Genomic DNA, 23,098 nt, shown 5'->3' with positions numbered 1-23,098 from the left:
ACCCCAGGCTAGAACAGCGCGCTCGCCAAAGCCCTACGTGCTTTCGCCAAAGATGGGTCTTCTGTCGGCAATGCGTCGAACAAGCCGAGCAGGTGCCGCCTGGCCTTGTCACGCTCGTCGCCCGAGGTGCGCTTGACCACGGCGATGACGCGGCCGAACGCCTCGTCGACCGAGCCCGACAGCATCTCCAGGTCGGCCGCGAGCAACTGCGCGTCGATGTCGGCCGGGTCCTGCAGGCGCCGCTGGACGTCGGCGGGGTCGGCCTCGGCCGTGCGCTTGATCAGGCCGACGCCGGCGAGCCCCATCTTGGCGTCCTCGTTGCCCGGCGAGCGGGCCAGCAGCCGCTGGTAGGCCTCCTGCGCCGCGTCGAGGTCGCCGCTCTCGATGGCCTGCTCGGCCGCCACCATGTCGGGGTCGGCGGGCGGGCCGTCGGGCGCCTGCTGCTGCTGCTCGCCGTCGGCCGGGGCCGGCCGGGCGTCGGGATTGGCCTGGTAGAACTGCTCGACCGCGCCCATCAGCTCGTCGAGCCAGCGGCGCACCTCCTGCTCGGGGAGCACCTGCTGGAAGCCGGTCACGGCCTGACCCTGGAAGATGGCCAGCACGGTCGGCACGGCCTGCACCCGCAGGGCCTGGGCGATCTGCGGGCTCGTGTCCACGTTGACCTTGGCCAGCACGGCCCTGCCGCCCAGGTCTCCGACCACCTTCTCCAGCACCGGGCTGAGCTGGGCGCTGCCCGGCGCCCGGGGCGACCAGAGGTCGAGGACGACGGGCATGGTCATCGAACGGTCGATGACATCGGTCGTGAACGTCTCCTCGGTCACGTCGACGACCGAGGCCGACGTGGCCGCCTGGGGACCCGCGGCCTCCCGCCGGGCCTGAGCGTCGATTGCCTGCTTGCGCGCGCCCAGGTCCACCGCTCCGTAGAGTGACCCGGGCCTAGAGAAGTCCGCCATGCCCTTCATCTTGCCGCATGGACGGAGGCGCGAAGTCACCCGCCGCCACCCGCAGCGTACGCAGCAGGTCGAACATCTCGTGGAGTTCGTCCTCGGCGTACATCGTCATGCCGAACTCGGCGGCCATCAGGTCGTCCGTGGCCCGCCGTACGACGTCCCTTCCCGAGTCGGTGATTTCGGCGAGCACGCCGCGGCCGTCGCGCGGATTCGGCAGCCGGGATACGAATCCGGACCTCTCCAGCCTGTCCACCGTGTTCGTGACGCTGGTGGGGTGAACCATGAGACGTTCGCCGATCTTGGACAGCGGCAGCGCGCCCGTCCTGCTGAAGGTCAGCAGCACCAGCGCCTCGTAGCGGGCGAAAGTCAGGTCGTACGGCCTCAGGAGCGCGTCGAGCTGCGACAACAGGACCTGGTGGGCTCTCATGATCGAGGTAACGGCCGCCATGGCGGCGGAGGGACCGAAGTGGGCGCGCCAGGAGTCCGCGGCGCGGTCGATCGGGTCGAACGGCAGGTTGAGCGGCTTCGACGGCGTCACAAGCGCTACCGTAGCGCGCCCCTCGCCCCGGTTCGTCTGAGTACTCCTCGCGACAGGCCTCTTCGCTTGACCAAGAGTCCGGACATCAATCATCACGCTCAGTTATGGTTCTCATACGAATGGTGACGGCGAAGCCAAGTCCGAGGGCCGTGGGGACCGGCCTGGACTGATCGATTACGCGTCGCCTAGGGGCACGGGGGGTGCTTGATGTACGTCAACGGGAAAAAGGGTGCGTGAGCACGCGGGCGTTTCACGAGAGGAGCTGAAGCAGAGCGCGGCGGTCACCGTTGCCGTGCTCCTGGCTCTCGGCCTGGTCGCGGCGTGGAACGTCCTGATACCCGGCGTGGACGCCTGGGAGAACATCGTGGCCGCGGTCATCGGCTCACTGCGGTTGACCGGACCGGTCGCGGCCGCGTTCGCCGCCTGGGTGGCGCTGCGCAAGCGCCGGGCCCTGCGCGGCCGCTCGCTCACCACGTGGCGGGCGCTCAAGGCGCCGCTGGCGATCGTGGTGGTGGTGCTGGGCTCGTTCGGGGCGACGGTGCTGGTGCTGGCCGTCAAGACGGTGCTCACCGACCAGGCCGGTCGGCTGAGCCTGTCCGGGCTGGGCATGGGCATGGCGGGGCTGGCGCTCTACTCGGTGATCGGGTGGGTGGCCGGCTGGGTGGCGCCGCACGCGTTCACCCCGCCCGTCGCGGGGCTGGCCTGCTACGTGGTGTTCTCGTGGCTGGCCGACGACCGCGGATGGGCCGACAAGCTGGCGCCCGGCACCGGGGAGCCATATGACCTGTTCCAGGGGTTGAGCGGAGCGCCGTTCTTCGACCAGACGATCTGGCTGCTGGGCATCACGGCGACGCTGCTGCTCGGCTGGGCGGCACTGGTGACCAGGCAGGCGCTGGTGCTGGTGTGCGCGGTGCTGGCCGTGCTGACCGCCGCGATGGGCGTGTCGCGGGTGCTGGCCCAACCGAAGCCGGCCGCGGCCGAGGACATCGCCTACAGCTGTCAGGAGTGGCCGATCACGGTGTGCGTGCATCCGGGGATGCGGGCCGGGCTGACCGAGCTGGGGGCGGCGTTCACGCAGATCGCCTCCCGGCTGGCGGGCACGCCGGCCGCGTTCACGCGGGTGGAGCAGCGGCCGCTCGAAGACGAGCTGAAGCCGTCGAACGGGCTGGCGCCGGTGCACGTCCCGGACCTGTCCGCCGGGTTCGCGGAGGAGGCGGCGTACGAATACGTCGACTCGCTCGCCGCCCGGTGCCCCGGCACGGTCCCGGACGGCTACCGGCAGATCGTGATGGCCTGGCTGCGCAGCGAGCCGCTGCCCGGCGGGCCGATGCCGGAGCACCAGTACGCCGCCTCGTGGTTCTCGGGGTTGAGCGAGCACCAGCGGCGGGAGTGGCTGCGCATGTTCTACAGCGACTTCCAGCGCTGCGGCCTGTCGAGCACCCACTTCGGCGGGGGTCCCGCGCGGGTGCAGGTCGCTCCGTCCGTACGGCCGACGCCGGAGTCCAGCCAGGTCTACCCGGTCTACCCGGATCCCGCCCACACGCCCACGCGCGACTCGGCGCCCGTCACCCCAGGGACCGGCTCGGCGCCCGGCTCCGGCCCGCCGCGCGGGGCCGGGACCTCGCCGGGGTCCGTCACGGGATGGACGTCCGGCACACCCTCCGCGGACTGGACTCCGGTCATGCCGACCGCGGACTGGACTCCGGTCATGCCGACCGCGGGCTGGACCCGGGCGATGGCCCCGGCGAGACCCACGATGGCGCCCGCCGCCGCGACGTCCCCTCCTCTCTCTAAGGCGCTGTCCCCGGCGATGTCCGCCGCCGTGTCCGGGGCCCTGGCCGCGGTGTCCTGGGCGAGCGGCTCGAACCCGGCGCGCATGCCGGGGAGCGTGGTGGCGGCGGACGGGCCGCTGGTGGCGGAGTGGGACGGCCGGGGACCGCAGATGTCACCAAACCGTTGGCACTGATGATCGACGAGCGGGTAGTCATGCTCGCATGACGACTTCCCGTACGACGCCGCCCGAGGTGAGTCCCGGGCGGCGCCGCAGGTGGCGATATGTGGCGGGTTTCCTGGTCCTGGCGGTCCTGCTCGTGGTGGGCGGCCGCCTGGCCTGGTCGTGGCTCAACCCGCTCGGCGAGCAGGTGATCGATCGCAGCCAGCCGGTGTTGCTGCAGTCGATCAAGGACCTGAGCAGGTTCGAGGCCGCGACGGGGAACTTCCAGGTGGTCGTGGACCTGGAGAAGGACGCCAACTTCCTGCCCGACGCGATCAAGGGCACGCGCACGCTGTTCGTCGGAGCCGGCGGGGTGGACGCGTACGTGGACTTCTCCGCCATGGCGACGGGCGCGGTGACGGTCTCCCAGGACCGCACCCAGGCGACGGTGCGCCTGCCCCGGGCCCAGCTCGAGAAGCCCAATCTGGACAACAGCCGCTCCTACGTGTTCGCCCAGCAGCGCGGCCTGTTCGACCGGGTGCAGGACTTCCTGACGGGTTCGCCGGGTGACCAGCGCGAGCTCTATCTGCTGGCCGAGAAGAAGATCACCGAGGCGGCCGTCGCGAGCGACCTGCGCGCCCGGGCCGACGCCAACACCAAGGCGATGGTGTCGGGCATGCTGAAGTCGCTGGGCTTCACGAAGGTCACGGTCAAATACACCGACGAACCCTAGCCCCGCTCGCGCCTACCTTAGGCGCCCCGCACATCCCACTAAGGACCTTCCTAGCAACCCATATGCCAACAGATAAGGCATACGCCCGATGTGGCGGAGAGGGCCTTAGGCCGAGTCTTGAGAGTGCGGAGAACAAGACTCGCCAACAGGGGGACATTCGGATGAACGCCGAACTTGATTACACGGTGATGCAGCACCGCGCCTCCGAGCTGCGGCGGACCGCCGCCGAGCAACGCCAGGTGCGCGAGGCGATGCGGGCCCGGCGCTCGGATCGCCGCCACCGCTCGATCCTGCCCAAGTTCCTGGCCTCGTGACCACCCACACGCAGCCCGGCCGCAACCTCCCTCGCGGCCGGGCTGAACTGCCCCCTTAGGGGGGCACGCGCGGGACCGGATTCCTGGCCGGTTCCGAGGCGCGAAATCACGAAGCCCCGGTCCATTCCTGGTCGGACCGGGGCTTCGTGCCGCTCAGGTCCCGGCAACACGTGTTTCAGGATCACTCGCCGGAGCGCACAGCGATGACGAGCTTGCCGAGCGCGTGGCCCTGCTCCAGGTGGTGGATGGCGTCGGGGAGCTCTCTCAGCGAGCACTCCCGGTCCACCATCGCCGTGATCGTGCCCGCCTCCAGCAACTCGGCCGGCACCCGCAGGTCGGCGGCCTTGGCCGGGGCGAACAGCGCCCGGCGGGCCCCGGCGGCAGGCGCCCAGCGTGACCTCCGGGTCGAGCCGCCCCTCGTCGCCGCCGTCGCTGCCGGCGTCTCGACCCAGGCCCTGCGAGCGGCGTTGTGGGGCAGCGCCGGGGTGGGTGCGGTGACCCGGGTCGAGAGACCTCGGCTGATCCTCCGTTCGAGCTGACGCCCGTCACGGACGTCTACGGGAACGCCCGGAAGTGCCCTTCCGACCACGACGTGGACTGGTGGCGCTGGAGTCGTGGTCTGCTTCCGGTGTGAGGTAACAGGATTTATGCGGTTGAGACGCCCTTGTGCGGCGGAAGATCTCCTTTCGGTCTGGGGGGTAGCCCATTATGTACACGGAGAGTAACGAGATCGCAACTCTCTGTTCACGCATCGGGGATGTCCCATGGCACGTGATCACATATGGGCACCACCCAGCACCGCAAGGCACCGGCGAGCGGTCACCGGCCCCTCCCGGAGCACGGTGACCCGGCGGTTCGCCCCGCCAGGACGATGAGCCCAGCCAGGACGGTGAGCCCAGCCAGGACGGTGAGCCCGGCGGTTCGCCCGGCTTGCTAGGACTTCGGGACCCGGATGAGGAGGGCGTCGCCCTGGCCTCCGCCGCCGCACAGGCCGGCCGCGCCCAGGCCGCCGCCGCGCCGCTTGAGCTCGTACGCCAGCGTCAGCACGATCCGCGCCCCCGAGGCCCCGATCGGGTGGCCGAGGGCGATGCCGCCGCCGTTGACGTTGACCTTGTCCAGCGGGATGCCCAGCTCCTTGGCCGACTGCAGGACCACGCTGGCGAAGGCCTCGTTGATCTCCACCAGGTCCAGGTCCTGCGCGGTCACGCCCTGCTTGGCCATCGCCTGCCTGATGGCGTTGGCGGGCTGCGACTGCAGCGAGGCGTCCGGGCCCGCCACGTTGCCGTGCCGGCCGATCTCCGCCAGCCACTCCAGGCCCAGCTCCTCGGCCTTGGACTTCGACATGACCACCACGGCGCAGGCGCCGTCGGAGATCTGGGAGGCCGAGCCCGCCGTGATCGTCCCGTCCGCCGCGAAGGCCGGGCGCAGCTTGGCCAGCGTCTCCGGCGTCGTGTCCCCGCGTACGCCCTCGTCGTCCTTGACCACCACCGGCTCGCCCTTGCGCTGCGGGATCTCCACCGGGGCGATCTCCTCCTCCAGGACGCCGTTCTTGATGGCGGCGGCGGCGAGCTGGTGGGAGCGGGCCGACAGCGCGTCCTGCTCGTCGCGCCCGATGCCCAGCCTGGTGTTGTGGCGCTCGGTCGACTCGCCCATCGCGCACTGGTCGAACGCGCAGAACAGGCCGTCGTGGGCCATCGAGTCCACCACCGGCGAGTCGCCGTACTTCACGCCCTTGCGCAGTCCGGGCAGCAGGTGGGGGGCGTTGGTCATGGACTCCATGCCCCCGGCCACCACGATGTCGAACTCACCGGCCCTGACGAGCTGGTCGGCCAGGGCGATGGCGTCCAGGCCAGACAGGCACACCTTGTTGATGGTGATCGAGGGGACGGTCATCGGGATGCCGGCCTTGACGGCCGCCTGGCGGGAGGGGATCTGGCCCGCTCCGGCCTGCAGGACCTGGCCCATGATGACGTACTCGACGGCCTCCGGCGCCACCCCCGCCCGCTCCAGGGCGGCCTTGATCGCGATGCCGCCGAGCTCCACGGCCTGGAGCCCGGACAGGGCGCCGAGCAGCTTGCCGATCGGGGTGCGAGCTCCGGCGACGATGACGGAACTGGACATGACAACGGCCTCCTGTGCTCGCGTCGGATTCTTTGACACCATACCCACGAGTAGGGTGACGATCGCCATGGAGGTAGGCCACACATGTTCATGCGTATTGACCACGTCGCCATCGCCTGCCACGACCTCGAGGAGAAGATCGCCTTCTTCTCCGAGACGTTCGAGTTGACGGTCGTGGCCCGCGAGGTCAACGAAGAACAGGGGGTCAAGGAGGCTATGCTGCACATCGGTGACGGCGAAGGTGGGGGCTCCTACATTCAGCTCCTAGAGCCTCTCTCGGCGGACTCACCTGTGGGAAAATTCCTCGCCAAGCGGGGCGAAGGCCTCCACCACGTGGCATTCGGGGTGTCCAACATCTCGGAAGCCATGGCTAAGATCGAATCAAAGGGCGTGAGGCTGCTGGACGAGCGTCCCAGGCACGGGTCGATGGGCTCGGAGATCGCTTTCCTGCATCCCAAGGATGTCAGCGGAATGCTGACCGAGTTGGTCCAGGCAGCCCCGCCTTCGAAAAACGGAGAAAACGTTCATACGTAACTAGTCACGCAGAAAGCTGGACGGGGCTTCGCCGGTGGCACCAGCGGAGTACGCTTGACCTTCCACCGGACATGGGGCCTGCCGCGAGGCCAGGTCCCTGGTACGGATGCCCCGAACCCCCCGTCCGGCCCGTGTAGCCGTCTCGACAACCCAGGATCGAGCCTCCATGCAGTCCGACATCGACGCCCAGCTCAACAACTTCTTCGAGGACGCCCCAGCACGCGAGTTCGACGTAGTGCTCCGTGGTTACGACCGGCATCAGGTCCACGATCACCTGAAGCAGCTCGACGGGGAGCTTCGCCAGGCCCGCGAGCAGGTCGCCGGCCTGCAGCGCGATCTGTCCGACTCCCAGCGTCAACTACAGGAGCAGGAGCGGCCCACCTACTCCGGGCTCGGTGCCCGAATCGAGCAACTGCTACGCCTGGCCGAGGAGCAGGCCACCGAGCTCGTGCAGGCCGCCAGGTCCGAGGCCAACGAGATCAAGGCCCAGGCCAAGGTCGAGGCCGCCGACATGCGTGCCGCCGCCGAGGCCGAGGCAGCCGAGAAGCGCGCCCAGGCCACGCGCGAGAGCGACGACATGCGCTCCACCGCCGAGCGGGAGGCCGACGAGATCCGCTCGACCGCCCGCCGCGAGGCCGACGAGCTGACCAACACCACCGAGCGCGAGGCCGCCAAGCTGCGCGCCACGGCCGACCACGAGGTCGCCGAGAAGCGCGCCGACGCCGAGCGGGAGATCGCCAAGCTCCGCACCACCACCGAGCGCGAGGTCGCCCAGCTACGCGCCTCCACCAAGCGCGAGCGCGACGAGGTGCTGACCACCGCCAAGCGGCAGGCCGACGAGATGCGCGCGCAGGCGCAGCGGGTGCTGGAGGAGTCGGAGGCCAAGCGGGCGCAGGACGAGGCGGAGTTCGAGATCCAGCTCGCCTCTCGCCGCGAGGACGCCGAGCGCCAGGAGGCCGAGCGCCACGCCAGCGCCCAGGCCGCCACACAGAAGCTGGTCGCCGAGGCCGAGCAGCGCGCCGCCACGGCCGAGTCGAGGGCCACGAAGGCGACCCAGCAGGCCGACCAGACCCGCCGCGAGGCCGACCTGCACGCCAAGCAGCTCGTCGCCAACGCCCGCAAGAGCTCCGAGTCGATAGTGGCCGAGGCCAAGACGAGCGCCGAGACGATAGTGACCGAGGCGAAGAACGAAGCCGAGCGCACCCGTACGGCGATGCAGCGCCAGGTCGACGAGCTCACCCGCCAGCGCGACAGCATCACCAGCCACCTCGCGCAGCTCCGTCAGCTCCTCGGTGGCGCCCCCCTGCCCGGCATGGACCCCGAGCCCGCGGTCACGGCGGCCCCGCCGAAGCCGGCGCTCGCCGCGCCCGCGCCCGCGCCGGTGGTCGAGGCTCCGGCCACCACGCCGGCCGCCAAGGCCGAGTCCAAGTCCGAGGACGACGCCGAGTGGTGGCAGGAGTAGCCGCCGGCCAGTAGACGGGGGGCTGAGTGACGGCTGGAGAGAGCCTGGCGATCCGATGGTCGCTAGGCTCTCTCTTCTTTGTCCGCCGGTGACCACGGGGAGTCCTCTTGACCGCAGAAGCCGATCCCACCAAAACCGACCCTGCCGAGACCGGCCCCACCAAAACCGGCCCCGCCAAAACCGGCCCCACCAAAACCGACCCTGCCGAGACGGGCCCCACCGAGACCGGCCTGGGCAAGGAGCGGGCCCCGCGCGGCGACTCCGCTCTCGACGGGGCCGGGCAGCCGTACGGGCTGCCCGGGAAGCCGCTCGCCCGCGGCCCCTTCCTGTTCGGCCTGGTCGGCGGGCTGGGAGTGCTGACGGCCATCGCCATCGCGCAGATGGTCGTCAACTCTCTGAGCACCATCATCCTGGTCGTCGTGGCGATGTTCCTGGCCGTCGGGCTCAACCCGGCAGTCGAGGCACTACAGCGCCGCGGACTGGCCAGGCGGGGGGCGATCTCGATCGTGTTCGCCGGCGTCATCGTGGCGTTCGTGCTGTTCGGCCTGGCCGTGGTGCCACCGGTCAGCCAGCAGCTCACCGAGTTCATCGCGGCCGTCCCCGGCTACATCACCGACCTGAGCAACCATCCGACGCTGCGCCAGATCGATGCCGACTACCAGATCCTGACGCAGTTGCGCTCGTTCGTGACCACGACGCTCGGGCCGGCGCTGGCCAGCGGGATCATGGGCGCGGGCCTGGTGGTGCTCAACGGCGTGTTCACCACGGTGACGCTGCTGGTGCTCATGCTGTACTTCCTCGGCTCGCTGCACACGATCAAGGAATATCTGCTCAAGCTGGTGCCCGCCTCCCGCCGGGCGCGGACGGGCGCGATCAGCGAGCAGATCCTCACCGGCATCGGCGGCTACGTCGCGGGCAACGTCCTGATCTCGATCATCGCGGGCGTGCTGACCTGGATCTTCCTGTCGGTGATGGGCGTCCGGTACGCGCTCGCGCTCGCCCTGGTCGTGGCCCTGACAGACCTCATCCCACTGGTGGGCGCCACGATCGGCGCGGTGCTCGTGAGCGGCGTCGCGCTGCTGCAGTCGCTGCCCGCCGGGATCGCGTGCGCGGTCTTCTTCGTGGTCTACCAGCAGGTCGAGAACTACTTCATCTACCCGAGGGTGATGAAGCGCTCGGTGAACGTGACCCCGGCCGTGACGGTGATCGCGGCGTTGTTCGGCGGCGCCCTGCTGGGCATCGTCGGAGCGCTGCTGGCGATCCCGGTCGCCGCGGCGATCGCACTGATCATCCGCGAGGTCGTGGTCCCCCGTCAGGAGCGCACCTAGCGGGCGCCCGGCCCCTCACCGGTGGCCCCCGGAGAGCTCCGTCCTGAGGAATTCGGTCACCGCGGCGTTGAACGCCTCCGGCTGCTCGACCGCGCTGAGGTGACCGGCCTTCGGGATGATCTCCAGTCTGCCCTCGGGCACGGCCCTCACCATCGCCTCGGCGTCGGCGGGCGGCGACAGCTCGTCCTCCTCCCCCACCACGATCAGCAGCGGCACCTTCAGGGCGCTCAGCGTGTCGAACGAGCCGGGCCGCGCGGCCATCGCCCGTTGCGCCCAGGCCACGGCACCCGGCGGCGCCGACTGCACCAGCCCCTTGACCCGTCCGAACACCATGGCCCGCCGCTCCCTGGTCGTCGGCCCGATGAGCGCCGGCAGCACCTCGCTGACCAGCACCTCACTGCCCCCTTCCAGCACGGCCTGGGCGATGCGCTCCCTGTTGTCCCGCGCCGGGGGCGGGTCGGGGCTGGCCTTGGTGTCGGCCAGGATCACGCCGAGCACCCGGTCGGGGTGCCGGCGGCAGAACGCCATGGTGACGTAGCCGCCCATCGACAACCCACCGACCACCGCCCTGTCGATGCCCTCCCCGTCCAGCAGCCTGGCGACGTCGTCGGCCATCAGGTCGAGTGACGGCTCGTCGTCGCCCAGCCGCGAACCGCCGAACCCGCGCAGGTCAGGCGTGATGACCCGGCAGACCTTGGCCAGCCCTTCCCGCTGGGCCAGCCACATGGCCGACGACAGCGGGAACGCGTGAAGCAGTACAACCGGGAGCCCGGTCCCGGCGGATCTCGTGTAGAGCTGCACGGACCACACGGTAGCCCGGTTCACGGCGACAATCACTCCTCGACGTATGCCGATATGCCCCAATGAATCCGACCAGTTTCTCCGAGGCGTCCCTAAAAGTGGCCATTGGCCGAAATATCCGGAAAATCTGGCGCGGCGCGGGCCCCTCCGATCAGATGGCGGTGGCTCCGCCGTCCACGAACAGCACCTGGCCCGTCATGTACGCCGCCGCCGGACTGGCCAGGAACACGGCCGGCTGGGCAATCTCCGCCACCGTCCCCCAGCGCCGCATGGGCACGCTGGCGACCGTGGCGGCACCCGTGGTCGCGTCCTCCCAGAGGTTGCGGTTGAGGTCGGTGGCCGTCCAGCCGGGGCACAGGGCGTTGACCCGCACGCCCGCCTGGGCCCACTCCACGGCCAGCGTCTTGGTCAGCGCGACCAGCCCGGCCTTGGCCGCGGCGTACGGGGCCAGCAGGGGCGCGCCGAGCGCCGCGACCGAGGCCACGTTGATGACCACGCCGTCGCCCCGCTCCAGCAGGTGGGGGGCGACCGTGTGACAGACGGCCATGGCGGAGTCCAGGTTGAGCCGCATGAGCTTGTCCCACCCGGCCAGCCGCAGGTCCTTGAACTCGACGAGGAAGTTCGAGCCGCCGGCGTTGTTGACCACGATGTCGAGGTGGCCGAGCCCGTCGATCGCCGCCGCCACCGCTCCGGCGGCGGCCTCGCGGTCGGTGAGGTCGGCGGGCACGACGACCGCGCGCCGCCCCCGGGCCTCGACCTCCTTGCCCACCTCGGCGAGCAGCTCGGCCGACCTGGACACGAGCGCCACGTCGGCCCCGGCCTCGGCGTACGCGACCGCGATCGCCCGCCCGATCCCCTTCGACGCCCCGGTGACCAGAGCCTGCTTGCCAGTGAGATCGAACGCGCCCACGCTGCCTCCTCCGGTGCCGCTACCGAACAAGATTCTACGCCCGGGAACTCCACCGGCGCGGGACCACGAGGGCCCCGCGCCGGGAGGCTTGCTGGGCGGTCGGGTTACTGGGCGGCCAGCTGAGCGATCTGCTCGGCGTTCAGCACGCCGTCATAGACCCGGACATCGTCGACGCTGCCCGGCCAGTAGCCGGTGAAGGCGCCGGCGGCCTTGGTCCGGCCCAGTTGCAGCGGGCCGGTGGCGTTCCAGGCACTGACGTGGTCGGTGACGGTGTAGGTGGACAGGCGGCCGTTGACGTAGATGCGCAGCTCGCCGGCCAGCGAGTCGTACACGGCCGCCACGTGCGTCCACTCCAGCGGGGCCGGGAAGGCGTCGGAGCGAGTACGGACGAGGGCCGCGGTGTCGGTGTCGGCGGCGGCCATGCCGAGGGTCCAGCGCTCCTGCTCCTTGTCGTAGCCGAGCTGGAACCCGGCGGCCCGGTTGCCCGGCTGGGCCACGAGCGCGGCGTCGCGGGTGGGCAGGTAGTCGAGCTGGGTCCAGGCGGCGACGGTGAACCCGTTCTTCGTGTTCGCCACGGGCGCGGTGGTCGCGGCGTGACCGGTGACACCGTCGAACGCGAGCGCGCCGTCCAGCCAGCCGAACGTCCACGAGGCGGCGCCGGTGAGCGTCGCGGGGGTCGCCCAGCCCGAGGAGTCGGCGGCGGTCGAGCCCAGTTCCTCGTCCATCTTCCAGTGCCCGACCAGCGTGGCGGCGCTGTTCACCAGGTCGGCGACCTCGTCGGCGAACATGGCCCGGCCGTAGAGGCGGACCTCGTCCACGTCGCCGGCCCAGTAGTCCGCCGCGGAGCCGTTGACCTTGCCGCGGCCGATGGTGACGGGACCGGTGGCGTTCCAGGGCTGGGTGTAGGCCACCGTGGACTCCAGCCTGCCGTTGACATACAGCGAGAGCCGGCCCTCGGCCGCGTCATAGACGCCAGCCAGGTGGGTCCACTCGTTGAGCCTGGGAGCGGCCTGGGACAGGGCCCGCACGGCGGAGGCGCCGTCCGCGTCGCTGCCCGGGCGGGTCAGCGCCCAGCGGTCGTCCGCCTTGGAATACTGCAGCGCGAAGGCTCCGGTCCTGGTGCCCTCCTGGGTGACGACGGTGGCGTTGCCGGCCGTGCCGGTCAGCCGGGCCCAGGCGGTGACGGTGAAGTTCTTCGAGGTGTCCACGACGGGGCCCGAGGTCTGCGCGTACGCGTTCGACAGGCGCACGCCCGCGCCGGTCCTGCCGGTCGTCCAGGTGGCCCCGTACAGCGTGGCCGGGTGCGCGCCGGCGGCGTCGCCGGCCACCTGGCCCGTGCCCTCGTCCATGGACCAGCGGCCGCTCGGGACGCTGCCCGCGTTGACGTTGAAGACGTAGGTACGGATCGGGCCGAGCTGGCCGGACCGGTCCTTGCTGCGCACCGCCAGGATGTTGGGACCGTCGTGGCGCGGGGTGAGCTGGATCGTGGCGCCGCCGTCAGGACCGGCCGGGACCTCCACCTTGGGCGTGGTGTCGAGCCCGTAGACGTAACGGGCCACGTCGGTGACGCCGTTGGGGGCGAAGGTGAACGTACCGGCCAGGCCGAGGCCGTCCCTCCAGGTGTTCTCCGGGTACTGGGGCGAGGAGACCTCGGGTTCCCGGCCGGGGGCCGAGGCGTCCACGGTGGCCTCGCACCACGGGCCCCACTCGCTGTTGGCCATGCCGTCCTCGGCGCGTACCCGCCAGCGGAGCAGCGCGCCGTCGGCATACAGGCTCTGCGGGATGGTCGCGGAGAAGGCGGTGCCCGTGGACCCCATCGGGGTCACGTACTCGCCGATCTTGCCGCCGTCGCCGTTGTACCACTCGAAGCGGCCCTTGACCGAGTTGTCGGCATCGTTCAGCTTGGCCCACAGCTTGGGCGCGGCTGTGCTGATGATCGGACGGTCGTCACCGGTGACGCAGGGGCCGCCCGGGTCGGACCACACGTCGGCCGCCACGGGGACGGTGGGCAGCGAGTTGTACTCGATCACCACGCTCGGGTTGTTCCTGAACTTCTTCCAGGCGTACTCATCGGTTTCGCTGGTGGCCCGCAGCCCGATGGTCATGGTGGGCCACTTCTTGGCGGCGGCGTCGACGGCCCACGAGGTGACGTCGAACTCCACGCCGCCGGGCAGGCAGTTCGGGCCCCAGCCCTTGGCCACGTTCACCGTGGCGAGCAGCCTCGTCCACGACGGCTGCGCGGCCCAGGTGGTGGACTTGCTGATCGCGCCGGTGCCCCAGGCCTCCACCTTGCGGGCGCTGCACGAGTACGACCACGTCTCATACGTCCGCAGCGTGGCCTTGATGATCTGCTTGCCGTGGATGGCGGAGCCGGTGTTCATCTGGAAGAACGACCGGTTCTTCTGCGACTCGACGTGGCCCACCCTGGCGACGTCGCTGGAGTTGAGGTAGTTGGAGTTGGGCCAGTTGCTCCAGACGGCCGTCCAGGATCCGCGGGCCGCCGAGAAGTACGGGTCCAGATAGACGGGGAAGCGCGTCTGCGGGTCCGTCATCATCTTCATGTCCGGCCGGAGCCGCAACTGGCTGCCCGCCAGCGTCACCCCCATCTCGGCCTGCCGGGCCTCCGGGGAACGGCCTTCCTTGAGCGCCTGCGGGCTGCTGATCCCCTCGGAGTCCCACATCTTGGGGGTGGGGGCGACGAAGATCGTGCCGCCGCCGGCGTCCACGGCCTCCACGTTTCCGGCGCCGTCCGCCTTGAGCGACAGGCCGGAGGCCGACAGCGGGAACGCCAGCTCGGTCATCTTCGCCGCGGCCTCGCGGGACTTGACGACCAGGAGGTGCGAGAAGCCGTCCACGTCGGCGGTGACCTGGAGGTCCACGCCGGGCATGACCTCGGGGTAGGTGGCGGTGTCGCCCTTCAGCACCGGCTTGGGCAGGCGGCCCTGCCAGCCGAGCCTCATGTTCTTGGCGCCGCGCGACAGGCTCGCCAGCGGGGCAGTGCCGCCGCCGGAGAACGTCAGATCGACCGCCGCGGCGACCGGCTCGACCGCGCCGTCGGGGCGCACGCGGAGCGTGGTGTCCACGGGGACCCAGCCGTCGGCCTTGCGCACGCGTACCGGGCGAGCGTTCAGTTCCATGGTGAGCGTGCCGTCGGGCTGGGCGAAGACCTGGCGGGTCTCGCTGCGCATCGACTCGACCTCGACCGGCTTGCCACCCTGACGGGCCAGCGCGAGCGCGGCCCGCTCCGTCTCCTCTGGCGCCTGCGCCACGGCCGGTGGCTCAACTGTGCCCACGGACTGTGGCGCCGGCTCGGCGAAGGCCTGATGGGGCACTGCTAATGCCGTCCCCGCTAACACTGCTGCGATCAGACCACGCGATAACGGCATACGTACCTCGCCCCATCAGAGCAGGGGTTACGCCCGGGACGAAGACGGCCCGGCGTCTCCACGATCTTCGATTGACGATCGGATTCTCGCCCTGACCCGCGCACACGGTCCAGACTTTTAATCATTCTGCTCAAGAAAATCTTCATAGCAGCGCCGTTTCAGGAAATATCCGCCAGAACCGGGCGCGCGCCGGCCGGTGATCAGACCTCGGTCGGCAGCGGCCAGGCCGCCGGGTTGACCCGCTTGACGATCTCGTTGAGCGCGATCCGCACGTACGGCTCCCCCACCCACAGGTGCTTGGCCCCCTCCACCCCGATGACCTCGGCCTGCGGCACCCGCGCGAACCGCTTGCGGGCCTCCTCCGGCCGCAGGTAGTCGTCGAACTCGGGCACCAGCGCCGTCAGCGGCCGCCCGAACCCGGCCCAGGCGTCCAGATCCGCGTCGGTGGCCCTGTGCAGCGGCGGCGAGAGCAGGATCGCGCCCTCGACCAGCGGATCGTGGGCCCACTTGAGCGTCAGCTCGGTGCCGAACGACCACCCGACCACCCACACATGCGGCAGATCGTGGAACTCGGCGTATTCCAGCGCCGCGGCGACGTCGAACCGCTCGCCCTCTCCCCCGTCGAACGTGCCCCCCGAGGTGCCGCGCTCCGAGGACGTGCCACGCGTGTTGAACCGCAGCACCGCCAGGTCGGCGAGGGCGGGCAGGCGGTTGGCGGCCTTCTTGTAGACGTGGCTGTCCATGAAGCCGCCGTGGGTCGGCAGCGGATGGAGGGTCACCAGCGTCGCAACGGGAGGCCGGTCGAGGGGCAGGGCCAGCTCGCCGACCAGGGTCAGGCCGTCGCCCGTGTGCAGCTCGATCGGCTCACGCCGGGCGGGCAGCACGGTCGCCGCGCGAATCTCCACCATGGATCCCTTCAGTGCTGATGCCGAACTGCCGCAGAGGGGCCCTACCGGGCATAACGGTAGGGCGGGCAGATCTCTTATCAATAGCGGCTCCTGCCGGGGCCGCGGTCGAGTCTCTTACGCCAGCAGGACTGGTGCCAGTGGCGGCGTTCCTCGTCGCCGCCCGGCCAGTTGGGCCAGGCGACGAGGTGCGGCCGGCCGCCGCGGATCTCCTGGTCGCAGCCGGGACATCGGTAGTCCTTGGTGGAGGAGGCGCCGGTGAGTATGCGCACTTTCCACTCGCCGTCGGGCCATTCCTCCACGGTGTCCAGGCCGGTGGGGAAACCGAAGGGACGGGAGGACTCCCTGCGGCGGGCGCGGCGGGGACTCATCGAGACTCACGCATCGCCCGTGTGAACGCCGCCTGTTCGAACGCCATGCGTCCAGTTTTCCAGAGCCGCTAAGGTGGGTCGTCATGCGGCTGGTCATCGCGCGCTGCAGCGTGGATTACATCGGGCGGCTCACGGCGCACCTGCCGTTGGCGCCGCGGCTTGTCCTGATCAAGGCGGACGGCAGCGTGAGCATTCACGCCGACGACCGCGCGTTCAAGCCGCTCAACTGGATGAACCCGCCGTGCAAGCTCAAGGAGGACGGCGAGACCTGGACCGTCACGCACGGCAAGACCGGCGAGAAGCTGGTCCTGACCATGGCGGAGATCCTGCACGACTCCAGCCACGAGCTGGGCGTGGACCCCGGGCTGATCAAGGACGGCGTGGAGGCCCACCTGCAGGAGCTGCTCGCCGAGCACATCACGACGCTGGGCGACGGCTACTCGCTGATCCGCCGCGAATACATGACGGCCATCGGTCCCGTGGACATCCTGTGCCGCGACGCGGTGGGGGCGACGGTGGCGGTGGAGATCAAGCGGCGCGGTGAGATCGACGGGGTGGAGCAGCTCACGCGCTACCTGGAGCTCCTCAACCGCGACCCGCTGCTGGCGCCGGTGCGGGGGGTGTTCGCGGCCCAGGAGATCAAACCCCAGGCCCGGGTGCTCGCCACCGACCGCGGCATCTCATGCGTCGTGCTCGACTACGACACCCTCCGCGGCATCGAGCCGGAAAACCCCACCCTCTTCTAGCTTCATCCGTTACGCGCTGCCAGGACAACCACTCGCCGCCGCTGGCTGAGCGCCCTCCAGAAAACGCCCCCTAACCCCAACCCCCTCTTCATCCGTAACAAATGAAAAAGGGTTAGGTGCCAGAAGACATGAACAACCCTATCGTGGGGGCATGGCGGGGTTTGAGTCTTTGGATCCGGTGAGTGGCGCGGTTGTCGGTAGACATCCCGACCACGCGGCAGATGCCGTTCGCGACGCCGTAGGCCAGGCCGAGGAAGCGGGCCGATGGTGGGCCGGGCTGGCGCCGGCTGAGCGGAGGAGGCGCCTGCTCGACTACAAGGCGGTCCTCGCCCGTCACCTGCGCGACCTGGCCGACCTGGTCCGCCAGGAGACCGGCAAGCCCACCGGCGACGCCACCCTGGAAATCGTCCTGGCGATCACCCACCTCGACTGGGCCGCCCGCAACGCGCACAAGGTCCTGGGCCGCCGCCGCGTGAACACCGGCATGATCGGCCTCAACCTCACCGCCACCCTCGAATACCTCCCCCTCGGCGTGGTGGCCGTGATCGGTCCCTGGAACTACCCGGTCTTCACCCCCATGGGCTCCATCTCCTACGCCCTCGCCGCCGGCAACGCCGTCGTCTTCAAGCCCAGCGAGCTCACCCCCGGCATCGGCGTGCGGCTGGCCGAGTTGTTCCGCGAGTCGGTCCCGGAGCAGCCGGTGTTCCAGACGGTGACGGGTCTCGGCGGGACCGGCGCGGCGCTGGCGGCCGATCCGCGGGTCGGCAAGGTCGCGTTCACCGGCTCGACCGCCACGGCCAAGCGCGTCATGGCGGCCTGCGCGGCGAATCTGACCCCGATCGTGGCCGAGTGTGGCGGCAAGGACGCGTTCATCGTGGACGCCGACGCCGATCTGGCGAAGGCCGCCGACGCCTGCCTGTGGGGCGCGATGTCCAACGCCGGGCAGACCTGCGCGGGCGTCGAACGCGTTTACGTCGTCGAGGCCGTCTATGAAAGTTTCATGCGCGAGCTGTCCACCCGGGTGACAAAAGTGAAAGCCGGTCAGGACTACGGGCCGATCACGATGCCGGGCCAGCTGGACATCATCAAGCGTCACATCGACGACGCCACCAAGTCCGGAAAAATCGTGACCGGCGGCACCGACTCTGTGCACCCCCCGTACGTGGACCCGGTAATCATCGAGGACGTCCACGAAGACTCCCCCGCGGTTCGCGAGGAGACCTTCGGCCCCACCATCACCGTGCGCCGCACCCGCGACGCCCAGGAGGCGTTGGAGCTGGCCAACGCCTCGGCGTACGGGCTGGGCGGCACCGTTTTCTCCCGCGACACACGCCGGGCGACGGAGCTGGCCCGCATGATGCGCACCGGAATGACGGCCATCAATTCCGTGATCTCGTTCGCCGGAATCCCGGCCCTGCCGTTCGGCGGTGTCGGCGATTCCGGGTTCGGCCGCATCCACGGCGCCGACGGGTTGCGCGAGTTCGCCAGGGCCAAGGCCATCTCCCGCCAGCGCTTCGCGCTGCCCGGGATGAACTTGACTTCGTTCTCCCGGGGCCCCGGGGAACTTGAGCGGCTGATCAAACTCGTCACGTTCTTGCACGGGCGACGCAAGAGATAATCTTTCCACTCTTTCCCTAAAGGGATCATCCGTCCATAATTGTGTGCTTTGGGGGCCACGATCATGTTGGACGGGTGGAATGTGAACCGGTCTTACCGGGGAATGTCGGCTGAGCAAAGACTGGCCGACAGACGCGAGCGGCTGATGACAGCCGCCTACTCGCTATACGCGAAGCCGGGTTTCGCGGCGACGACCATCGAAAGGCTGTGCTCGGAGGCGCGGATCTCCAACCGCGCCTTCTACGAATGTTTCGGTGGCCGCGAGGAGCTCCTGCAGGCGCTGCACGAGCGATGTGTGGAGGAAAGCCTGGTAGTCGTGGCCAAGGCGGTCCAGGATGCCCCGAGTACGCTCGACGACAGGGTCAAGGCGGGGATTCGCGCCTATATCGAGTTCACCACGGCCGACTGGCGGCGGGCCCGCATCATGCACGTCGAGGTACGCCGGTCGGGCGATGTCCTGACCACCTCAGGGCAGCGTGCGGTCGACTCCTTCGCCCGGCTCGTGGAGGAGGCCTCTGCCGATTTCCCGGCCGCCGCCCCGCTGAATCGGCGGCTGGTGGCACGCGGCGTCATAGGTGCGTTACAGGAGTTGCTCATCGAATGGCTCCTCGCGGAGGCGCAGCCGGCGACCGACGAACTCGTGGACGTCGCCGTGCACATCTTCACCCGCAGCCTCGGCGCCCCTTGAGCCGCGGCGATAATCGCCATTCACTCCGGTTTCCCCGGCACCATCATTCGGACAGCCGGAATCTACATTTCGCCTAAGTCAAGAAAGGCGGGCGACGGCTGATCGTCGCCCGCCCGGATATGTCATGTCAGGCCACCGCGGCCGCCGGAACCTCCACGTGCAGCACCCGATTCAGCCGGGTCACCGCCAGTATCCGCATGATCCGCGGTGGCACCCCCCGAAGAACGAGGCGGCGTTGCACGCTCAGCGCGCGCCGATGCGCGCCCACGAGCACCCCGAGACCTGTGGCGTCGATCATCTCCAGCTTGGAGAGGTCCAGGATCAGGTCACCGTCACCGGATTCGAGGGCCTTGTGCAGCCGCTCGCGCACCCCGGCTGACGTGCCGGCGTCGAGCCGGGCGCCGATCCGCACCACCTGTGCTCTCGGATTGCCCCGGACGCGCATGCCACCTCCTCAGTCACGCCTCACAGCGTGGTCTTACCCTGTGCGAAGCGCTCACGACGTGAACACCCCACACTTTGCCCCTACCCACGTATCGGGAGTGACACGACCGCACTCAGTACGAACTGTCCATCTTCCGTCGGATGAGCGGTCACTTTGCCCCCCACACCGGCCAGCCGCTCCCCCAGCCCCGCCAGTCCGGTGCCCAGTTCGGCGACGGGCAGCCGCGCGACTCCGTCGTTGCGCACACTGAGCTCCGCCACCTCCTCGGTGAAGCGGATCGTGATGTCGCAGACCGTCGCGGTGCTGTGCTTGAGCACGTTGGTCACCGCCTCGCGGACCGCGTAGGCGAACACCGGGGCCACTCCGTCGGGCAGCTCACGGTAGGGCAGGTGGACCTGACAACGGACACCGGCCGCTTCGAGCACACCTTTCACGCTATTCAGCTCAGCGGTCAAGTCAAGCTCGCGGTAGCCGCGCACGGCCTGCCTCAGCTCCCGCAACGCCTTCCTGGTCAGCTTGTTGACCTCGGCCATCTCGGCCTTGGCGGCCGCCGGGTCCACGTCCGACAGCCGTACGGACAGCTCGGTCTTGACGGCGATGGCCGAAAGCTGGTGCCCCACGAGATCGTGCAGGTCCCTGGCGAAGCGCAGCCGTTCCTCGGCCAGCGCCAGCCGCGTGTGCGCCTCGCGGCCCTCGTGAGCCTCTTCGGCGAGCGTCCAGATCCACAGCCACATCCGATTGCACGGCGGCAGGAGAGCGCAGAACACCCCGTCGACCAGCGCCATGAGGATCATCCCCGCCTCGAAGCCCATGCCTGGCCCCGTGCGGATCCATTCGTCGGCGAACAGGGCGGAGAGCCCGACACTGACCACCCACGTGCCCGCCGCCAGGAGCACGACCGTGCGCCTGTGGACTATGAGCGTGGCGAAGGACAACCAGCACACGAGCGTGAATCCCCAGCCGTACGGGCTGGCCCCGCCCAGCGCCGCCGCCACCAGAGCGAGGACCGCCGTTCCCACCACCAGTTTGGTGGGATACCGGCGGTCCATCAACGCGTTGAACATCCGTGGTGAGAGCCAGGTGAACCAGATCGCGGCGGCCAGTGCGGGCACAGTGCGCCACCAGGAGATCTTCCCCTCGCCGATCGCGATCACCATGGCCAGGACGATGAAGACCCACATCATCGCGAAGCCGGAGAACAGCATCTTGAAGGTGAAGCTCCGCGCCCGCTTGATCCGATCCATCTAGCGCGTACGCAGCACGTCGCCCAGCTTGAGCCGGGCACCCGTCCGCAGCACCGCCCGCTGGTAGACCGTGGCGCCGAAGCTCAGCACCACCAGCACGGCCACGACCATCGCCGCCATCGAGACCCCCACCTGCCACAACGGCACCTCGACCGCCGCCATCCGGATCGGCATGATCATCGAGGAGAACGGTGGCACGTAAGACAATACCGTGGCCAGCGTCCCGGTGGGTTCGCTGGTGGCGTAGAAGGCGACGAAGTACGTGACCATGAGCAGCATGGTCAGCGGCGTCAGCACGGTGTTCACCTCCTCCTGGCGCGAAACCAGCGACGCGAGCGCGGCCGACAGCGTGGCGAAGAAGGCATAGCCCAGCACGAACCACACCAGCACCCCTGCCAGCAGGCCGGGAATGCCGGGCGGGAAGTCCGCGGCCAGGCCGGAGGCCACGGCCCCGAGCAAGCCCACGACCGCGATCGTGGCGAGGTTGATCAGGCCGAGCACGCCCAGTCCGACGATCTTGCCGCCGAGCAGTTGCCACGGCCGCACCGTGGAGAGCAGGATCTCCACGATCCGGCTGCCCTTCTCCTCCACGACCCCCATCGCCACCATCACGACCTGGCTCATGAGCAGCATGAAGAGTAGGAGCACCAGCACCACGGCGATCCCGGCGCGGGCGGCCTCGTAACGCGTGTCGGCGCCCACGGACTCCATCCGCAGCAGCGGGATCGAGACCCCGGCGGCCCCGAGCCTGCTCTCCTTGTTGACACTCTGCAGCAGCACGCCGAGCTGAGAGTCGATCTCCCCGTCGCTGATCACCTTGGTGCCGTTGACCAGCACCGCGTCCACGTCCCCTGCCAGAACGGCCTTCTTGGCCGCGTTCTCGTCAGGGAAGGAGCGCCAGGTGACCTCCGCGTCCGGCGCGGCGGCCTGCAGCGGCAGTTGCTGGGAGTTGACCGTGCCGAGCGTGTACGAGGTGGGCCCACCGAATATCTTGGGCGCGAAGGACACAGCCGCCACCAGCAACGCCGTGATCAGCAGGCCGATCACGAACCCCTTCGTCCGTATCTGTGTGGTGATCTCCCGCCGGGCGACCAGCATCAGTCCGTTCACGCCACGGCCTCCTTGAAGATCTCGGTGAGGGTCGGCTGCTCGATGCCGAAGTGCTCCACGTGCCCGGCCTTCATGGCGCGGCGCAGGATCTCCTGGTCGTCGCCGTCGTCGGTGCGCAGGGTGTGCCGGTCGCCCGCCACGGTGACCGTGCCGGGCAGGCCGTCCGCCCAGCCCGGCGCGGGGTTCCTGACGACCACGCGCAACGAGTTGCTCTCGGCGGCGCGCAGGTCGGCCACCGTGCCCGTGGCCACCATCCGGCCCGCCGAGACGATGCCGACCGAGTCGCACAGCCGCTCGACCAGCTCCAGTTGGTGACTGGAGAAGATCACCGGCACGCCGCCCCTGCACCGCTCCTGCAGCGCCGTGGCCAGCGCGTCCACCGCGATCGGGTCGAGCCCGGAGAACGGCTCGTCCAGGATGAGAACCTCGGGGTCGTGCACCAGCGCCACGGCGAGTTGCACCCGCTGCTGGTTGCCCAGGGAGAGCGCCTGCACCGCGTCACCCCGGCGCTCGGTCAGCCCGAGCCGCTCCAGCAGGTCGTCGGTGGCCTTCTTCGCCTCCGCCGGGCCCAGCCCGTGGAGCCGGCCGAAATACTCGATCTGCTCGGCCACCCGCATCTTCTGGTAGAGCCCGCGCTCCTCCGGCATGTAGCCGAAGCGCTGCCGCTCGTCATAGCCGAGCGGCTTGCCCTGCCAGGTCACCGAACCGGAGTCGGCCTGCAGCACCCCCATGACGATGCGCATGGTCGTCGTCTTGCCGGCGCCGTTCGCTCCGACGAAACCGAACATCTCCCCCGGCCGTACGCTGAAGCCGATTCCGTCCAGGGCGACCTTGCCGTTGGGGGTGTCGGGCCCGCCCGCGAAACGCTTGCGCAGTTCGCTGATCTCGAGCATCAGGTCCTCTCCTTCGTCATGGGTCAATCGTGGCGTTTACGGCATTCGCCCGGCCAGTCGCCGAAATCA

General features: G+C 69.7%; 22 protein-coding genes. 9 read left to right on the top strand and 13 right to left on the bottom strand.

What is annotated here, in order from left to right; genetic code table 11:
- Window positions 1-8: 8 nt before the first annotated feature.
- Window positions 9-953 (bottom strand): tetratricopeptide repeat protein, encoded by a 945-nt coding sequence (locus ABGB18_RS23880; protein ID WP_347697793.1) that lies wholly within the window; start codon window positions 951-953, stop codon window positions 9-11.
- A complete protein-coding gene (locus ABGB18_RS23875) occupies window positions 937-1,488 on the bottom strand; it encodes a MarR family transcriptional regulator (RefSeq protein ID WP_347697792.1) in 552 nt (183 codons plus the stop codon). Before ABGB18_RS23875 ends, ABGB18_RS23880 begins: the two co-directional genes overlap by 17 nt.
- Window positions 1,489-1,717: 229 nt before the next feature.
- Here ABGB18_RS23875 and ABGB18_RS23870 point away from each other — a divergent pair, with 229 nt between their 5' ends.
- From ABGB18_RS23870 to ABGB18_RS23860, 3 genes are all read left to right on the top strand, one after another.
- Window positions 1,718-3,454 (top strand): hypothetical protein, encoded by a 1,737-nt coding sequence (locus ABGB18_RS23870; RefSeq protein WP_347697791.1) that lies wholly within the window; start codon window positions 1,718-1,720, stop codon window positions 3,452-3,454.
- A 28-nt stretch (window positions 3,455-3,482) separates the two neighbouring features.
- Window positions 3,483-4,154 (top strand): DUF4230 domain-containing protein, encoded by a 672-nt coding sequence (locus ABGB18_RS23865; protein WP_347697790.1) that lies wholly within the window; start codon window positions 3,483-3,485, stop codon window positions 4,152-4,154.
- A gap of 161 nt (window positions 4,155-4,315) precedes the next feature.
- Window positions 4,316-4,468 (top strand): hypothetical protein, encoded by a 153-nt coding sequence (locus ABGB18_RS23860; RefSeq protein WP_347697789.1) that lies wholly within the window; start codon window positions 4,316-4,318, stop codon window positions 4,466-4,468.
- 181 nt (window positions 4,469-4,649) lie between these two features.
- Here the strand turns inward: ABGB18_RS23860 and ABGB18_RS23855 are convergent, their stop codons facing one another.
- A complete protein-coding gene (locus tag ABGB18_RS23855; protein ID WP_347697788.1) occupies window positions 4,650-5,057 on the bottom strand; it encodes a zinc-binding dehydrogenase in 408 nt (135 codons plus the stop codon).
- 344 nt (window positions 5,058-5,401) lie between these two features.
- The gene (locus ABGB18_RS23850) at window positions 5,402-6,589 is read right to left on the bottom strand and encodes an acetyl-CoA C-acetyltransferase (RefSeq protein WP_347697787.1); all 1,188 of its coding nucleotides are present in this window, start codon (window positions 6,587-6,589) and stop codon (window positions 5,402-5,404) included.
- A gap of 84 nt (window positions 6,590-6,673) precedes the next feature.
- On the opposite strand from ABGB18_RS23850, the gene mce reads away from it, so the two are divergent.
- The 3 genes from mce (at window position 6,674) to ABGB18_RS23835 (ending at window position 9,913) form a co-directional block, all read left to right on the top strand.
- A complete protein-coding gene (gene mce, locus ABGB18_RS23845; protein WP_347697786.1) occupies window positions 6,674-7,123 on the top strand; it encodes a methylmalonyl-CoA epimerase in 450 nt (149 codons plus the stop codon).
- A 166-nt stretch (window positions 7,124-7,289) separates the two neighbouring features.
- Window positions 7,290-8,585 carry a DivIVA domain-containing protein gene (locus tag ABGB18_RS23840; protein WP_347697785.1) on the top strand — a complete coding sequence of 432 codons (1,296 nt, stop codon included), beginning with the start codon at window positions 7,290-7,292 and terminating at the stop codon, window positions 8,583-8,585.
- 107 nt (window positions 8,586-8,692) lie between these two features.
- Complete coding sequence (locus tag ABGB18_RS23835; protein ID WP_347697784.1) at window positions 8,693-9,913, top strand: AI-2E family transporter; 1,221 nt, start codon at window positions 8,693-8,695, stop codon at window positions 9,911-9,913.
- A gap of 15 nt (window positions 9,914-9,928) precedes the next feature.
- Here the strand turns inward: ABGB18_RS23835 and ABGB18_RS23830 are convergent, their stop codons facing one another.
- From ABGB18_RS23830 to ABGB18_RS23810, 5 genes are all read right to left on the bottom strand, one after another.
- Window positions 9,929-10,738 (bottom strand): alpha/beta fold hydrolase, encoded by an 810-nt coding sequence (locus tag ABGB18_RS23830; RefSeq protein ID WP_347697783.1) that lies wholly within the window; start codon window positions 10,736-10,738, stop codon window positions 9,929-9,931.
- A gap of 127 nt (window positions 10,739-10,865) precedes the next feature.
- Complete coding sequence (locus tag ABGB18_RS23825; RefSeq protein ID WP_347697782.1) at window positions 10,866-11,624, bottom strand: SDR family NAD(P)-dependent oxidoreductase; 759 nt, start codon at window positions 11,622-11,624, stop codon at window positions 10,866-10,868.
- 104 nt (window positions 11,625-11,728) lie between these two features.
- Window positions 11,729-14,893, bottom strand: a complete 3,165-nt coding sequence (locus ABGB18_RS23820; protein WP_347697781.1) for a LamG-like jellyroll fold domain-containing protein — start codon at window positions 14,891-14,893, stop codon at window positions 11,729-11,731.
- Between the two features lie 317 nt (window positions 14,894-15,210).
- Window positions 15,211-15,915, bottom strand: coding sequence for an alpha/beta hydrolase (locus ABGB18_RS23815; RefSeq protein ID WP_347697909.1), 705 nt, complete (start codon window positions 15,913-15,915; stop codon window positions 15,211-15,213).
- Between the two features lie 80 nt (window positions 15,916-15,995).
- The gene (locus tag ABGB18_RS23810; protein ID WP_347697780.1) at window positions 15,996-16,286 is read right to left on the bottom strand and encodes an ATP/GTP-binding protein; all 291 of its coding nucleotides are present in this window, start codon (window positions 16,284-16,286) and stop codon (window positions 15,996-15,998) included.
- A gap of 83 nt (window positions 16,287-16,369) precedes the next feature.
- On the opposite strand from ABGB18_RS23810, the gene nucS reads away from it, so the two are divergent.
- From nucS to ABGB18_RS23795, 3 genes are all read left to right on the top strand, one after another.
- Window positions 16,370-17,032, top strand: coding sequence for an endonuclease NucS (gene nucS / locus ABGB18_RS23805; RefSeq protein ID WP_347697779.1), 663 nt, complete (start codon window positions 16,370-16,372; stop codon window positions 17,030-17,032).
- A 151-nt stretch (window positions 17,033-17,183) separates the two neighbouring features.
- On the top strand, window positions 17,184-18,650 hold the full coding sequence (locus ABGB18_RS23800; protein WP_347697778.1) for an aldehyde dehydrogenase family protein: 1,467 nt from the start codon (window positions 17,184-17,186) through the stop codon (window positions 18,648-18,650).
- A 144-nt stretch (window positions 18,651-18,794) separates the two neighbouring features.
- The gene (locus ABGB18_RS23795; protein ID WP_347697777.1) at window positions 18,795-19,337 is read left to right on the top strand and encodes a TetR/AcrR family transcriptional regulator; all 543 of its coding nucleotides are present in this window, start codon (window positions 18,795-18,797) and stop codon (window positions 19,335-19,337) included.
- A gap of 127 nt (window positions 19,338-19,464) precedes the next feature.
- Here ABGB18_RS23795 and ABGB18_RS23790 read toward each other — a convergent pair whose 3' ends face one another.
- From ABGB18_RS23790 to ABGB18_RS23775, 4 genes are all read right to left on the bottom strand, one after another.
- A complete protein-coding gene (locus tag ABGB18_RS23790; protein ID WP_347697776.1) occupies window positions 19,465-19,782 on the bottom strand; it encodes an STAS domain-containing protein in 318 nt (105 codons plus the stop codon).
- A gap of 80 nt (window positions 19,783-19,862) precedes the next feature.
- Entirely contained in the window at window positions 19,863-21,026 is a 1,164-nt protein-coding gene (locus ABGB18_RS23785; RefSeq protein ID WP_347697775.1) for a histidine kinase, read from the bottom strand.
- Window positions 21,027-22,136 (bottom strand): ABC transporter permease, encoded by a 1,110-nt coding sequence (locus tag ABGB18_RS23780; RefSeq protein ID WP_347697774.1) that lies wholly within the window; start codon window positions 22,134-22,136, stop codon window positions 21,027-21,029.
- On the bottom strand, window positions 22,133-23,029 hold the full coding sequence (locus ABGB18_RS23775) for an ATP-binding cassette domain-containing protein (protein ID WP_347697773.1): 897 nt from the start codon (window positions 23,027-23,029) through the stop codon (window positions 22,133-22,135). Before ABGB18_RS23775 ends, ABGB18_RS23780 begins: the two co-directional genes overlap by 4 nt.
- Window positions 23,030-23,098 lie beyond the last annotated feature (69 nt).

Source organism: Nonomuraea sp. B12E4 (assembly GCF_039871825.1).
Lineage (GTDB): Bacteria > Actinomycetota > Actinomycetes > Streptosporangiales > Streptosporangiaceae > Nonomuraea.
This window is presented reverse-complemented; position numbering and strand designations above follow the sequence as displayed.

Bases quoted from the DNA above. Each gene is read 5' to 3' on its own strand.
- ABGB18_RS23880 (WP_347697793.1), bottom strand. From the start codon at position 953: ATGGCGGACTTCTCTAGGCCCGGGTCACTCTACGGAGCGGTGGACCTG.
- ABGB18_RS23865 (WP_347697790.1), top strand. From the start codon at position 3,483: ATGACGACTTCCCGTACGACGCCGCCCGAGGTGAGTCCCGGGCGGCGC.
- ABGB18_RS23860 (WP_347697789.1), top strand. From the start codon at position 4,316: ATGAACGCCGAACTTGATTACACGGTGATGCAGCACCGCGCCTCCGAG.
- ABGB18_RS23850 (WP_347697787.1), bottom strand. From the start codon at position 6,589: ATGTCCAGTTCCGTCATCGTCGCCGGAGCTCGCACCCCGATCGGCAAG.
- mce (WP_347697786.1), top strand. From the start codon at position 6,674: ATGTTCATGCGTATTGACCACGTCGCCATCGCCTGCCACGACCTCGAG.
- ABGB18_RS23840 (WP_347697785.1), top strand. From the start codon at position 7,290: ATGCAGTCCGACATCGACGCCCAGCTCAACAACTTCTTCGAGGACGCC.
- ABGB18_RS23810 (WP_347697780.1), bottom strand. From the start codon at position 16,286: ATGAGTCCCCGCCGCGCCCGCCGCAGGGAGTCCTCCCGTCCCTTCGGT.
- nucS (WP_347697779.1), top strand. From the start codon at position 16,370: ATGCGGCTGGTCATCGCGCGCTGCAGCGTGGATTACATCGGGCGGCTC.
- ABGB18_RS23800 (WP_347697778.1), top strand. From the start codon at position 17,184: ATGGCGGGGTTTGAGTCTTTGGATCCGGTGAGTGGCGCGGTTGTCGGT.
- ABGB18_RS23795 (WP_347697777.1), top strand. From the start codon at position 18,795: ATGACAGCCGCCTACTCGCTATACGCGAAGCCGGGTTTCGCGGCGACG.
- ABGB18_RS23790 (WP_347697776.1), bottom strand. From the start codon at position 19,782: ATGCGCGTCCGGGGCAATCCGAGAGCACAGGTGGTGCGGATCGGCGCC.
- ABGB18_RS23785 (WP_347697775.1), bottom strand. From the start codon at position 21,026: ATGGATCGGATCAAGCGGGCGCGGAGCTTCACCTTCAAGATGCTGTTC.
- ABGB18_RS23775 (WP_347697773.1), bottom strand. From the start codon at position 23,029: ATGCTCGAGATCAGCGAACTGCGCAAGCGTTTCGCGGGCGGGCCCGAC.